Origin of the sequence: Rhizobium sp. 007 (assembly GCF_015353075.1) — a bacterium.
Taxonomy (GTDB): Bacteria; Pseudomonadota; Alphaproteobacteria; order Rhizobiales; family Rhizobiaceae; genus Rhizobium.
Window position 1 is genome coordinate 1,917,295 of record NZ_CP064188.1, and the last position, 13,638, is coordinate 1,930,932.

Sequence of the window (13,638 nt, forward strand, 5' to 3'; positions counted from 1 at the left end):
GCGGGCAGCATGAATGACGTATTGAAGGCCGTGATCGCAGTCGATGGCGCCAAGGTGAGCTTCGGCGCGGTCAGGGCACTCGACGGCGTGACGCTCCATGTCATGCCGGGCGAATGCGTCGGGCTCGTCGGACATAATGGAGCTGGCAAGTCCACGATCGTCAGCGTGATCAACGGCGGCCTCACACCGCACGAAGGAATCGTCGCGAGCGACGGCGAGCGGCTGGAGCGCTATGGCATCAACGTCGCGCGTGCCCGCGGCGTGCGTTGCGTCTTCCAGGAACTTTCGCTCTGCCCCAACCTCTCCATCGTCGAGAACGCGCGCATCATGCATCGCGATCTCGGTGGCTTTGGCTGGCGGAGGCGTGCCGCAAAAATCATTGAGAAGAGCCTCGACACCGTCTTTCCCGGCCATGGCATCGATAGCACCCGGACCGTGGGAGATCTCTCGATCGCCGAGCGGCAGATGGTCGAGATCGCCATGGCGTTTTCCGACGCCGGCATTCCGCCGCGGCTAGTGATCCTCGACGAACCGACCTCGTCGCTCGATGCAAGCCTTGCTCGCCAGATGCTCGACCATGTCCGCCGCTTCGTTGTCGCGGGCGGGTCCGTCATCTTCATCTCGCATATCCTGCACGAGATCCTCGAAACCTCCGACCGCATCGTCGTCATGAAGGACGGCCGCGTTGTCGCCGAACGTCCGGCGCACGGCTTCGACCATCATGGCGTCGTGGAAGCCATGGGCACCGTTGCGAAAGAGGAGACCGGGCAGCGCTCGGCGCGCGAACAGTCCACCGCTCCGCTCATTCTGTCTCATCAGGCAGCGGGTCTTTCCTTCATGGCGCGCAAGGGCGAGATCATTGGACTGGCGGGTCTGGCGGGCCACGGGCAGACCGAGCTCCTGCTCGCCCTGCATGCCTCCCAGTCCGGCAACTGGCTGCCTGAGCGTGATCCGCTCGTCACCTTCGTCGCCGGCGACCGCCGCCTCAACGGCGTCTTCGAGCTGTGGAGCATCCTGCGCAACTTCTCCATCGCATCGCTCGGCGACCTGTCCCGGCGCGGCCTCATCCTCACAAGCGAAGAGGGGACGAAAGGCGCCGACTGGAAGCGGCGGATCGAGATCCGCACGCCCGATATGAACAACCGCATCCTGTCGCTTTCCGGAGGCAACCAGCAGAAGGTACTCTTCGCGCGCGCGCTTGCGACGCGCGCTCCGATTGTCCTGATGGACGATCCGATGCGCGGCGTCGACATCGGGACCAAGCAGGAGGTCTACGCGATCATCCGCGAGGAAGCGGCGCACGGCCGCACCTTCATCTGGTACTCGACGGAGATGGACGAGGTCCGCCTCTGCGACCGCGTCTACGTCTTCCGCGAGGGCCGTATCGCGGCCGAACTCGCCGGCGACGCCGTCAACGAGACGAACATTATCGCCGCCTCCTTCGAGGGGGTCGCCGCATGACGTTCCGGCTCTCGTCCGACGCCATGCGTCTTGCCATTCCCGCCCTGTCGCTGACGATGCTGCTCGCCGCCGTCTTCTGGCTGCAGCCCCGCGCCATGAGCTATGTCGGGCTCAACCTGCTATTCAACCTGGCTGTGCCCATCGCTCTCGCGACGATCGCCCAGATGCTGGTGATGGCCGTGAACGATCTCGATCTATCGATGGGCACCTTCGTCAGCTTCATCGCCTGCGTAACCGCGACCTTTCTGCGGGATGCCCCCGTGACCGGCGTTCTGATCCTTGCCGGCGCGATCGCGACCTATGCGGCGCTCGGCGTCGTCATCCATCTGCGCAACCTGCCGTCCATTGTCGTGACCCTCGGCATGAGCTTCGTCTGGGGCGGCCTTGCAGTACTGCTGCTGCCGTCACCGGGCGGGCAGGCGCCGGACTGGGTGCGCTGGCTGATGACCGTCAAGCCCCCGTTGGCGCCGATGGCTATCGTCGCCAGCATTGTCGTCGCCGCCGTCGCCCATCTCGTCGTCATGCGGTCCTCGCTCGGCGTGCTTATCCGCGGCATCGGCGGCAACCAGCGCTCTGTCGAGCGCGCCGGCTGGTCGATTGTCGGGGCGCGCGCCGCCGCCTATGGCCTTGCCGGCTTTTTCGCGGTTCTTGCTGGCATTGCCCTCGTCGGCCTGACCACCTCAGCCGATGCTAATATCGCGCTGCGCTACACGCTGCTGTCGATCGCCGGCGTGATCCTCGGTGGCGGCGAGTTCATCGGCGGCCGCGTCTCCCCTATCGGTGCCGTAATCGGCGCGCTGACGCTGACGCTCGCCGGCTCGTTCTTGTCCTTCCTACGCATCTCGCCGGACTGGCAGATCGGGGCTCAGGGCGCGATCCTGATCATTGTGCTCGCGCTCCGCCTGATGCTGAACCGCCTCGAGAAGCGGGAGAAACGCCGATGACCCCCCTCCTGCGCCTTTTCGGCAAACCCTGGATCTGGTCGTGGTTTGCCGCCTTTATCGTGTGGTTCCTGACGATCATGGTGACGCTCGGCGCCAGCACGCTCGGCCTATCGCAGGCCGCGCTCACCTTCGCGGCCTTCTCGGTCATCGTCGGGATCGGCCAGATGTTCGTCATCACGCTCGGTCCCGGCAACATCGATCTCTCGGTTCCCGCCACCATGACGCTTGCCGGCACGGTGGCGCTGAAGCTTATGAATGTCGAAAACGGCATGATCCTGCCCGGCCTTCTTGTTGTCATCGTCATCGGCCTGGTCGTCGGCCTCTGCAATTACGCGCTCATCAAGGCGCTGCGCATTCCGCCGATCATCGCGACGCTTTCCATGAGCTTCATCGTGCAGTCCGCCGCGATCTGGACGAATCGGGGATTGCGCATCAAGCCTCCGAGCGTGCTTGCGGAGTTCACCACGTCGAACACGCTCGGCGCGCCCAACGTGGCGATCGTCGCGCTCCTCATCTCGATCCTCGCCTGGTTCCTGCTCGAGAAGACGATCTACGGGCGCTGGATCTCAGCAATCGGCCAGAGCATGCCGGCCGCGCGCATGGCGGGCATACCGGTCGACGGCACGCGCTTCGTAACCTACCTTTTCTGCGCCGTGCTCGCATCGGTCGCAGGTTATCTGCTCGCCTGCTTCTCCGGCGGCGCAGCGCTCAACATGGGCTCGGAATATCTCCTGATGTCGATCGCCGTCGTCGTCATCGGCGGCACGGCGGTCGCCGGCGGCGATTCCAACGTGCCGGGCATCTGGGGCGCATCGCTTTTCATGTTCCTGGTCGTTTCCATGCTCAACACCTACGGGCTCGGCGCGGGCATCCGCCTCATCATGACCGGCCTCATCATCATCAGCGTCATCATGCTCGCCGGCGGTCGCCGGCCTGGCATGCGATAAACGGAAAGACCGCCATGGCCGAGGCCGACATCTACGAAATCCACGACCCGCGCTTCCGGCAGATGATCGTGATGAGCGCCGGTCTCGACGAACTCTATTCCGGCTGCCGCTGGGCGGAGGGTCCCGTCTGGTTCAACGACGCGAACCAACTCCTGTGGAGCGACATTCCCAACCAGCGCATGTTGCGATGGACACCCGAGAGCGGCGTCTCCGTCTATCGGCAACCGTCCAACTTCACCAACGGCCATACGCGCGACAGGCAGGGACGGCTCATCTCCTGTGAGCATGGTACGCGCCGCGTCACACGCACCGAGGTCGACGGCTCGATCACCGTGCTCGCCGACCGTTTCGAGGGCGCACGGCTCAATTCGCCGAACGACGTGGTGGTGAAGTTCGACGGCACGATCTGGTTCACCGATCCCACCTACGGCATCATGTCGGACTACGAAGGCTATCGCGCGGAGCCGGAGCAACCGACCCGCAACGTCTACCGGCTCGATCCGACGACCGGCGAGCTTGCGGCGGTCGTCACGGATTTCATCCAGCCGAACGGCCTTGCCTTCTCGCCCAACGAGACAATCCTCTACGTGGCGGATTCGGCAGCAAGCCATGACGAAAGCCTACCGCGTCACATCCGCGCTTTCGACGTGGTCGATGGCAGTCGGCTCGCGAACGGCCGTGTCTTCTGCCTCATCGACAACGGCATTCCAGACGGCATCCGCACAGACGTGAACGGAAACCTCTGGTCGAGCGCCGGTGATGGCGTGCATTGCTTCGACCCGACGGGCAAACTGATCGGCAAGATCCGCGTACCGCAAACCGTCGCGAACCTCACCTTCGGCGGGCCCAAACGCAACCGGCTGTTCATCGCGGCCACCCGCTCGCTCTATGCACTTTACGTCGCTGTGACCGGCTCTCAGCTGCCATAGGATCATGAATTGCCTTGACAGGATTTGAACTAAAGACCCGTCATTCCGATGACGACGGCCGACCGGATCGTTGTAATGCGAGATGGTTACGTCGAACAGATTGGATCGCCGCTCGAGCTCTATGACCGACCAGCAAACCTGTTCGTTGCCGGTTTCGTCGGTTCGCCTGGTATGAACTTTATCAAGGAACGATCAGCGCTTCGGGACCACTCGAATTCGTTGCCGATGGAGGCGCAGGCGCCGGTTCTGGGAATGTGTCGATGGCGAGAGGAAAAGAAGTCATCTATGGCATCCGTCCAGACCGCCTGGCCAATCAGGGAGAAACAAGCGCCAAGGTTCGGTGATCGAACCTCCAGGCGCCGAGACTCAATGGGCACGTTCGAGAGCGGCTTGACCTGCGAGCAGGCGATGTCATCGCCGTAAAACCGATCTCACGAAAGTGCATCTTTTCGATGCGAAGACAAAGCGGCTATCAGCGAGCTAATACGGCACGGGCTTAAGGCCGGCGGGTAGCACACGTCAAATGAGATACAGTCATCGACTGGCGTAAACTTCGGCGGCAACTGCTACCTTACCCATCGACTTCAACCAGACATCACCTTGGGCAGAGAGACAGACGCCCGCAACCCCGGCCACTTCTGCGCCGGCCGATTCTGGGAAAGTACGATATCTCCACCGTGGTGGCGGACGATGGCTCGGGCGATCGAAAGCCCCAGCCCGACGCCGCCAGTCTCGCGGCTGCGCGACTGCTCGAGGCGGAAGAAGGGCGCGAACACCTGTTCGGTTGCGTTTTGGGGAATCCCGGGGCCGTCGTCCTCGACGACGATGTCGATCGTCGTAGGCGTATGAAAGAGATGGACCCTGGCCTCGCCGCCGTAACGGACCGCGTTTTCGACCAAGTTGCGGATGGCCCGGCGAAGGCCTTCGGGGCGGCAGCGATAGTTGATCTTCGCGCCTTCGGAAAATTCCACGTTCTGCCCTAGTTCCGCAAGGTCGTCACAAAGGCTTCCAACAAGCGCGTTGAGCTCGATCGTCCTGGTTTCCTCGACGGTCGCCTCCCCTCGTGCAAAGGCAAGCGTCGCCTCCGTCATCGTCTGGATTTCGTCAATCGTCGCCAGCATGCGTTGCTGTACGTCGGGATCCGAAACGAATTCGGCGCGCAGACGCAAGGATGTCAGCGGCGTGCGCAGGTCATGGCTGATCGCCGCAAGCATGCGCATCCGATCCTCAACGAAACGATGCAGCCGCGACTGCATCCGATTGAACGCCTCCGCTGTCTGGCGGATGTCGTCGGGCCCGGATTCGGGCAGCTTCTCCACGGTCTCGCCCCGCCCAAGAGCCTCGGCGGCCGAGGCAAGCCCTCGCAGCGGCCGGGTAATGCGATTGGCAGTGAAGACACCGATGATCGAAAGAACAATCGCCGTTATCCCGAGCGAGAACAGCGATTGCGAGTTCCAGAGCGTGCTCGGCATCACCTTGTGATAGGCGGAATTCAACCAGCTGCCGTCGCTGAGCCGGACGGCAAGCCCCATTCCGTTCGTTTGATCGAAATAGAGGAACTTCGCCGGATGCGGCAGGGACCATGGTCCAGACGCCAAGGTGGTCCAGTCATCCGAAGCGTTTGCAGCCGCGAAGAGGCCGGGTTCATAGCCAAGCTTCGCTGGCAGGTCCCTCGGCTGCACCTGCCAATTCCGACGTGAGTCGGGCAGGTTCGGCAATGGTTTTGCAAGCTGTGCTACTGCCACCGTCCGCCACTGGTCCGCATCGGCCGGATCGCCGGCGGAAATCCAGAAGCGCGAATAGCCTGTTCCACTGGCAAGCAGGACGTCCTGGCGAAGGGGAACAGGCAGGGATTCGAGCAGCCTCGCAAGCGATGCGGTGCGGCTGAAGAACTCGCCCTTGGCGGCCGCCCGCAGGGCCTTGTCGCGCTCGTCCCAGGAGATAAGGAATGCAAGGGCCTGCGATATAACGAGCGCAAGCAGCATGAAGCCGATGAACTGGGCAGCAAGGCTCCTTTTCCACCATCGCGTCATCCGGATGCCACCTCCGCAGAAAAGCTGTAGCCGCCACCCCAATGGGTCTTGATGATGGCGGGATTCTTCGGATCGAACTCGATCTTCTTGCGCAACCGGCTGACCTGGTTGTCGATGCTGCGATCGAAAAAATCAGCGGTGCGGCCGACGGTCAGATCGAGAAGCTGGTCGCGGCTGAGGACGAGGCCCGGATGTTCCAGGAAGGCCTTTAGCAGGCGAAACTCCGCGGTGCTGAGCGCGATACCGACGCCGTCCTCGCCGATGAGTTCCCGGCGCCCGACATCGAGCCGCCATTGATCGAAGGTCACGGTTTTCGCCTTGATCGTCTCGCGCTGCTGCGGCGGCAGGCTATTGACCCTGCGCAGCACCGCCCTGATGCGCGCCAGAAGCTCCCGCGGGTTGAAGGGCTTGGTGAGATAGTCGTCGGCGCCGAGCTCCAGCCCGATGATGCGGTCGGTATCGTCCGCCATCGCCGTCAGGAATATGATCGGTATCTCCAGTGTGCCGCGCAGCTGGCGACAGACTGACAGACCATCCTCGCCCGGCATCATGACATCGAGAACGATCAGGTCCGGGGCGCCGCGTTCGACGATTCGCCGCAGCGCCGCGCCGCTTTCGGCGACGCTGACGTGGTAGCCCTGCTGGGAAAGATACTTGCCGACAAGGTCACGGATGTCCCGGTGATCGTCTACGACGACGATATGGGGTGCCGATTGCATGGAGCGCCTCGCGCATAGGATGAAGACATGAACGCAATATAAAATGACGGAAAAATCCGGGCATCTCCAAAAGTGTATCAAAGTTTGTCAAAACCGGCGATCCGGTTACCTGGCGAATTGCTCGCCCTTCCAAGGAATAGCCTGAACTGGCGCATTCGTCTTCGGTCCGGCCCCAAGCGCGTATGGATGCAATTCGGACGGCTTGAGACATTTCGCGACAATTTTCCTGCCCGTCTGGCACATCTCTGCGACAAACCGCCCCTAGCCTGCAAGCGTCGAAACGATCTGCAGCAAAGCAGCCGTTCATCTGCATCCGGGCAGTCCCAACGATGCAAGACGCAATGACGTAAGGATTTTCGATGAAACCAATCTGTCTCGGTTCAATGCTGGTGTTCTCGCTCTCGCTCGCGGCTGCCGGCCAGGGCCTGGCGCAGGAGCCGGCCAATCCGGAGGGCGAAAGGCTATTCCGCACCCGCTGCGGCACCTGCCACAGTGCCAACAGCGGCGAAAACCGGATGGGACCGCATCTTTCCGGCCTTCTCGGCCGGTCGGCGGGAACCATCGAAGGCGCACGTTATTCGAAAGCGCTCGGCGGGTCCGGCATCGTTTGGGACGAAGAGAGGCTGCAGGCCTTTCTCGCCAATCCGCGGCAGGTCGTTCCCGGCACGACGATGACCGTCAGTATTCGTGACGAGGCGCAGCGATCGGCGATCATCGCCTATCTGCGGAGCCTTTCCGCCGCCAACTAGGACGATGCGCCAGGCGGGGAAAAGACGGAGCGGAAGCTCCGGTAGCAGCCCGAGATCGGACCGTCCGTCTCAGGCAATTCAAACTTCAACCAGAAGTGAGGCATCCATGAAGAATTTTCTCATCGCATTCGCAGCCTCCGTCGGCCTTCTTGCGGCGGCAGGCACTGCCTTGGCTCAAGGGTCCGGTTGCACCCGGCTCCAGTCCGCCAGCTCGCAATCGCAGCCAGTTCCTCCGGCCGACCAGTCCGGATCGGACGCGCAGCGCAACGCCGGCTGACCAGGATACCACCCCTGCATCCTGATCGAGCGGCGTGCGATGGCGGGCAAAACCGCCATCGCATCTGGGACTTTCTTTCAAGAGATTGGAGCATGTCATGGTTCAACTCACCATTAACGGCGTGGCCCGCGATATCGACGTGGATCCGGAAACGCCTCTTTTATGGGTCTTGCGTGAACAGGCCGGCCTGACCGGCACGAAGTTCGGCTGTGGCATTGCGCAATGCGGCGCATGCACAGTGCATATCGACGGCGCCGCCACGCGCTCCTGCGCTATGCCGGTCAGCGCGATTGACGCAAACCAGCAGATCGTCACCATCGAAGGGCTTTCCCCGGATGGCTCCCATCCGGTCCAACAGGCATGGCTCGCGCTCGACGTGCCGCAATGCGGCTACTGTCAGGCCGGAATGATCATGGCGGCCACCGCCCTGCTGAACACGACCCCGGATCCTACGGATGACGATATCAACGCGGAAATCACCAATATCTGCCGCTGCGGCACCTATAACCGGGTGCGGGCTGCGATCAAGCTCGCCGCTGCAAACAGCAGTGCCGCGCAGAAAGGCTGAGGGTAGAACGATGAATGATGTGGTCACGCTATCACGCCGCAAGTTTCTCATCGGTACGGCCGCGGCGGCCGGCGGATTTTCACTAGGCTTTCAGATTCCGCTGTCGGCAAATGCCGAGCAGGCGGCATCGGATATATTGCCAGAAGTCAATGCCTGGGTTCTGATCCATCCGGACGACACTGTCGTCATCCGCATCGCCCGCTCGGAAATGGGACAAGGCACGCTCACGGGACTGGCGCAGCTAGTCGTGGAAGAGCTCGAATGCGACTGGTCCAAGGTTACGACCGAATATCCGACGCCCGGGGAGAGCCTTCGACGCGAGCGCGTCTGGGGCAGTTTCTCGACCGGGGGCAGCCAGGGGATTCGCGGCTCGCACGAATACGTCAGGCAGGGCGGAGCCGCCGCACGCGAAATGCTCATTGCAGCCGCCGCCAGTACCTGGAATGTCCCGAGTTCCGAATGCACGGTCCACAACGGCATCATCACCCATCCCGCTTCCGGACGTACGACGTCGTATGGCGCCGTGGCGGCGCTTGCCACACAGATGTCGGTTCCAAGCACTATCGCGCTCAAGGACCCGAAGGACTGGAAGATCGCCGGCAAGCCGCTTCCGCGGCTCGATACCGCCGACAAGCTCACCGGAAGGCAGATCTATGGCGCCGATGTGCAACTGCCCGGAATGCTGAACGCCGCGGTGAAGGCCTGCCCTGTGTTCGGTGGCAAGATTGCAAGCTTCGATGCCGCCGCCGTCGCGGCGAGGCCGGGCGTGCGCAAGGTCGTGCAGGTCGATGAGACAACCGTGGCCGTGGTTGCCGAGACGTGGTGGCAGGCGCAATCGGCGCTCAACGCGTTGCCGGTCGTCTGGGACGATGGTCCGAACACAGCCGTTACCAGTGCCTCCATCGCCGCAATGCTCGCCGAAGGCCTCGATGCCGACGAGGCCTTCGTCGGCACTTCGATCGGCGATGCGCCCGCAGCACTTGAGGGAGCAGCGCGGGTCGTCACGGCAACCTATTCCTTTCCCTATCAGGCCCATGCCACGATGGAGCCGATGAACGCGACGGCGCGATATACGCGAGATAAATGCGAGGTGTGGGTGCCGACGCAAAACGGCGAAAGCAGCCTTGTCAACGTGGCGGAAGCCTCCGGCCTGCCGATCGGACAATGCGAGGTCTACAAACTGCATCTCGGCGGCGGCTTCGGCCGGCGCGGCGCCAACGAATCCTATGTCCGCCAGGCGGTCACGCTCGCCAAGGAGTTTCCGGGCACGCCGGTCAAGCTGATCTGGTCGCGCGAGGAGGACATGCTGCACGGCTCCTATCACCCGACGACGCAGTGCAGGATGCGGGCCGCGCTTGATGCCGACGGCAATCTGACGGCGCTTCACATGCGTATCAGCGGTCAGTCCATCCTCTCCTCGCTCCGTCCCCAGATGTTTCGTGAGAACGGTCACGATCCAATCGTGTTCCAGGGGCTGAACGCCAGCGGCAGCGAAGGTGTCCTCGGCTACACCGTCGCAAATCTGCTCATCGACCATGCCATGCGCAATCCTCCAGTACCGCCCGGCTTTTGGCGTGGCGTGAACCTCAACCAGAATGCCTTCTACGTGGAAAGCTTCTTGGACGAGCTTGCCGATGCGGCCGGAATCGATCCCCTCGATTTCCGCCGGAAGCTGATGGCCGACCACCCGAAGCATCTGGCGGTTCTGGAAGCCGTTGCCGAGCGCATCGGCTGGGAAACGCCGGCGCCGCAAGGCATATACCGTGGCCTCGCGCAGATCATGGGTTTTGCCAGCTATGTCGCCGCCGCCGCGGAAATCTCCATCACCGACGGACAGTTGAAGATCCACCGCATCGTCGCCGCGACGGATCCCGGTCATATCGTCAACCCCGCCCAGGCCGAACGCCAGGTCGAAGGGTCCTTCGTTTACGGTCTCTCCGCCTGCCTCTACGGCGAATGCACAATCAATGGCGGCCGCGTCGAACAGGAGAATTTCGACACCTACGAGGTGATGCGGATGGAGCAGATGCCGGCGGTCGAGACAATCATCATGCCGTCCGGCGGCTTCTGGGGAGGCGTTGGCGAACCGACCATCGCCGTTGCCGGACCGGCCGTTCTGAACGCCGTCTTCGCCGCTACCGGCAAACGGATCCGGCAACTGCCGTTCAAGAACAATAACCCTTCATGAACAAGGGGAGATGCAGCTTTTTATAGGCGGAAACGGGTTCCGCAACGAATGCCTGGAGACCCTCCTTGCGGAACCTTACCCCTAGAACCAACCACGCGAGTTTGTCATGCACGACGAAGACAGAGATCAAAAGCCGGACTATCTGGAAGAGCGTCTGGACCGCCGTCGGCATGCTATATCCGACTACTTCGTCGGCCTCGCACTTTTCGCATTCTCCATTCTGGCGATGGCGATAGGCCTGGACTCCGCGCCGGCGCACACAACTTCGGCCTCCGACCGACGCCTGTCGGCATTCGTCATCGCGAGACCCGCAACGCCCTGCATCGACGGCAGGAAACCGGCGGGAGGCAGCTCGGAGGCAATGAGATTGCGCCATGTTCCGAACATCAACACGATACTCGCCCCTCGCAAAGTGTCGTCGAGATTGGACGCAATCACCATGCTGTAGGGGCTGGCGATGGATAGTGGATGAGCGTGAAACCTCAAATTAACTTCGGGTTGAACCGACCGGCAAGATTTAATGAAATCGTCGAAGCATGTTAACAGTGTGAAACAAGTTCATGGGTGTGCGCAGACTAGAGCCGATTGGCGCGTAATAAGGTGTCACGAGACAAATATCCCGCAAGCGTTCCGTTGGCGGCTCTGACGTGCAGACCCGGCATTTCGCCGGAGAGGATGAGCGCCAAGGCGTCGTGAACCGTGGCATCAGCGGCGATTTCGGCGTCCCCCTTGAACGGTTCCGGCGTGGTCATGATCATCGATACTGGGATTAAGCTCAACCTTTTTATGGCTCGGTCGGGGCCGAGGAAATTCTCGACAAATTTATTGACCGGACGCGCAAGGACCTCTTGCGGGGTGTCATATTGAAGGAGGCGGCCATCGCGCATGATCGCAATGCGATCACCCATCTTGATTGCCTCGTCGAGGTCATGCGTGACGATGACCACCGTCTTCTTCACCTTCCTGAGAATATCGCGGAATTCGTCCTGAAGTCGAACGCGGGTGATCGGATCGATCGCGCCGAACGGTTCGTCCATCAGCATGATTGCGGGATCGGCGGCGAGAGCGCGCGCGAACCCGACGCGCTGACGCTGCCCACCTGACAATTCGTGTGGCAGGCGCTGCCGCATGATGGCCGGATCGAGGCCTACGAGATCCAGGAGCTCGTCAACCCGACGATCACTGCGCGCCTTATCCCAGCCAAGAAGGCGCGGCACGGTTGCGACATTGCGTGCGATCGACATATGCGGAAAGAGACCAACTTGCTGAATGACATAACCGATGCTGCGCCGTAGCTCTTTCTGATCGACGCGGGCGATATCTTTGCCATCGACCAGCACGCGTCCCGTCGTGGGCGTCTCCAATTGATTGATCATGCGCATGGTCGTGGTCTTGCCGCAGCCCGAAGGGCCGATCATAGCAACCGTCGTACCGGTCTCGATCAAGAGATCGAGATTGTCGACCGCATGCTGGCCGCTTCCGTCGTAATTCTTCGTAACATGATCGAGATGAATCATACTGATATCCGTTTTCCGCCGCTTAGCGCCGTTGAGTGAAGATGCGCTCCAGAGCGCTGAACGCCAATTCCGCAAAGATTGCGAGCAGGGCTATTGGAACCGCTCCGACAAGAAGGCGCGGCATGTTCATGATCGCAATGCCGGCATTGATGAAATCGCCAAGTCCGCCGCCACCAATGAAGGAGGCCAGTGCCGCACCGCCGATGACTTGGATGGCACTCGTCCTGACACCTGACAGAATCGACGGAACGGCCAGAGGAAGTTCGATTTCCCGCAGCATCTGCCCGGTGCTCATGCCCATTCCTTTTGCCGCATCGATTACGGAAGTGTCGATCTCGCGGATACCGATGATCGTGTTCAACAACAGCGGCGGTACGGCAAGGACGACGAGGGCGATCATAGACGGCAACAATCCGATGCCGAGGAATGGCATCGTCGCGGACAGGATCGCGAGGCTCGGTATAGAGCGCAGAGCGCCGGCAATATTGACCACCGCGAAGGCGGCGCGAGGTGCCCGTGCGACCGAAAATCCGAGCGGCACGGCAATGACAAAGGCTATGCCGAGCGATAGGACGCACATCAGAAGATGGCGATGGAAAGCGTTGAAGAAGGCGCCGGAGTTGTTGAAGATCCAACTGAATGCATCGATGACGATCATGCTGCTTTACCTCCACTGCGACGGCGCAGCAGCTTTTCGAACGATGCAAAAAAATAGTCGGCAAAGAGCGCCAGAAATGACGTCAGCAGCCCGCCTGCGATTATCTTTTCGGGAAATCGCTGATCGATGCCTTCGAAAATGATGACGCCCAGGCCGCCGGCATTGATATAGGCGGCAACGGTACCGATGCCGATTACCGTCACCATGGCAATGCGGATGCCGCCGACGATATAGGGCATCGCCAGCGGCAGCTCGACTTCCCATATCCGGCGCGCCGTGCCGTAGCCCATGCCATCGGCGGCTTCTAGTATGTCACGCGGAATAGCCTGGAACCCCATGCCGATATTGCGGATCAGGATCATCAGCGAATAGGCGGCAAGTCCGGTAATAGCGGGTGCCGCCCCGATACCCATGACGGGAATGAGAAGCGCAAACAGCGCCAGGCTCGGCACGGCGAACAGGATACCGGTCAAGACGACGATAACGGCAAAACTCCGAGGCCGCCTTGCAGCCCATATCCCGACGATCATCGAGATCACCAGGGCAATCCCAACTGAGGAAAAAACGAGATACAGGTGCTCCAGCAGCGCTTCGAGTAGCCGATCGAGGTGTTTAGGGACCCATTTCATCGTCGAGACCTCCGTGTCC

Annotated in this window: 13 protein-coding genes and 1 pseudogene; 9 read left to right on the forward strand and 5 right to left on the reverse strand. The window is 61.6% G+C overall.

Translation table 11 applies throughout. From position 1 onward, the window contains the following. The first annotated feature begins 9 nt into the window (after nt 1-9). From ISN39_RS30120 to ISN39_RS37705, 5 genes and pseudogenes are all read left to right on the forward strand, one after another. Nucleotides 10-1,461, forward strand: a complete 1,452-nt coding sequence (locus ISN39_RS30120; protein ID WP_194731585.1) for a sugar ABC transporter ATP-binding protein — start codon at nt 10-12, stop codon at nt 1,459-1,461. Further along, nucleotides 1,458-2,405, forward strand: a complete 948-nt coding sequence (locus tag ISN39_RS30125) for an ABC transporter permease (protein WP_074071353.1) — start codon at nt 1,458-1,460, stop codon at nt 2,403-2,405. Before ISN39_RS30120 ends, ISN39_RS30125 begins: the two co-directional genes overlap by 4 nt. Beyond that, entirely contained in the window at nt 2,402-3,352 is a 951-nt protein-coding gene (locus ISN39_RS30130; protein ID WP_074071352.1) for an ABC transporter permease, read from the forward strand. The genes ISN39_RS30125 and ISN39_RS30130 overlap by 4 nt, the downstream gene beginning before the upstream one ends. A gap of 14 nt (nt 3,353-3,366) precedes the next feature. Next, complete coding sequence (locus tag ISN39_RS30135; protein WP_194731586.1) at nt 3,367-4,281, forward strand: SMP-30/gluconolactonase/LRE family protein; 915 nt, start codon at nt 3,367-3,369, stop codon at nt 4,279-4,281. A 48-nt stretch (nt 4,282-4,329) separates the two neighbouring features. After that, a pseudogene (locus ISN39_RS37705) lies at nt 4,330-4,765 on the forward strand (sugar ABC transporter ATP-binding protein); the annotation flags it as partial. Between the two features lie 100 nt (nt 4,766-4,865). On the opposite strand, the gene ISN39_RS30145 reads toward ISN39_RS37705, so the two are convergent. Together ISN39_RS30145 and ISN39_RS30150 are read right to left on the reverse strand one after the other, a co-directional pair. Then, on the reverse strand, nt 4,866-6,314 hold the full coding sequence (locus ISN39_RS30145) for an ATP-binding protein (protein WP_194731587.1): 1,449 nt from the start codon (nt 6,312-6,314) through the stop codon (nt 4,866-4,868). After that, on the reverse strand, nt 6,311-7,033 hold the full coding sequence (locus ISN39_RS30150) for a response regulator (protein ID WP_074071349.1): 723 nt from the start codon (nt 7,031-7,033) through the stop codon (nt 6,311-6,313). The genes ISN39_RS30145 and ISN39_RS30150 overlap by 4 nt, the downstream gene beginning before the upstream one ends. 383 nt (nt 7,034-7,416) lie before the next feature. On the opposite strand from ISN39_RS30150, the gene ISN39_RS30155 reads away from it, so the two are divergent. The 4 genes from ISN39_RS30155 (at nt 7,417) to ISN39_RS30170 (ending at nt 11,263) form a co-directional block, all read left to right on the forward strand. Next, nucleotides 7,417-7,782: a c-type cytochrome gene (locus ISN39_RS30155; protein ID WP_194731980.1), complete on the forward strand. Its 366-nt coding sequence runs from the start codon at nt 7,417-7,419 to the stop codon at nt 7,780-7,782. Nucleotides 7,783-8,156: 374 nt separating this feature from the next. Then, nucleotides 8,157-8,627: a (2Fe-2S)-binding protein gene (locus tag ISN39_RS30160; protein ID WP_194731588.1), complete on the forward strand. Its 471-nt coding sequence runs from the start codon at nt 8,157-8,159 to the stop codon at nt 8,625-8,627. 10 nt (nt 8,628-8,637) lie between these two features. Further along, a complete protein-coding gene (locus tag ISN39_RS30165; protein WP_246763472.1) occupies nt 8,638-10,815 on the forward strand; it encodes a molybdopterin cofactor-binding domain-containing protein in 2,178 nt (725 codons plus the stop codon). A 106-nt stretch (nt 10,816-10,921) separates the two neighbouring features. Beyond that, nucleotides 10,922-11,263: a hypothetical protein gene (locus ISN39_RS30170; protein WP_194731590.1), complete on the forward strand. Its 342-nt coding sequence runs from the start codon at nt 10,922-10,924 to the stop codon at nt 11,261-11,263. Between the two features lie 127 nt (nt 11,264-11,390). Here the strand turns inward: ISN39_RS30170 and ISN39_RS30175 are convergent, their stop codons facing one another. Genes ISN39_RS30175 through ISN39_RS30185 form a run of 3 tightly spaced genes read right to left on the reverse strand, consistent with a single transcriptional unit; the run spans nt 11,391 to nt 13,619 of the window. Continuing rightward, nucleotides 11,391-12,332, reverse strand: coding sequence for an ABC transporter ATP-binding protein (locus ISN39_RS30175; protein ID WP_194731591.1), 942 nt, complete (start codon nt 12,330-12,332; stop codon nt 11,391-11,393). A 22-nt stretch (nt 12,333-12,354) separates the two neighbouring features. Continuing rightward, entirely contained in the window at nt 12,355-12,990 is a 636-nt protein-coding gene (locus ISN39_RS30180; RefSeq protein ID WP_194731592.1) for an ABC transporter permease, read from the reverse strand. Beyond that, the gene (locus ISN39_RS30185; protein WP_194731593.1) at nt 12,987-13,619 is read right to left on the reverse strand and encodes an ABC transporter permease; all 633 of its coding nucleotides are present in this window, start codon (nt 13,617-13,619) and stop codon (nt 12,987-12,989) included. Before ISN39_RS30185 ends, ISN39_RS30180 begins: the two co-directional genes overlap by 4 nt. Between the last annotated feature and the right edge of the window lie 19 nt (nt 13,620-13,638).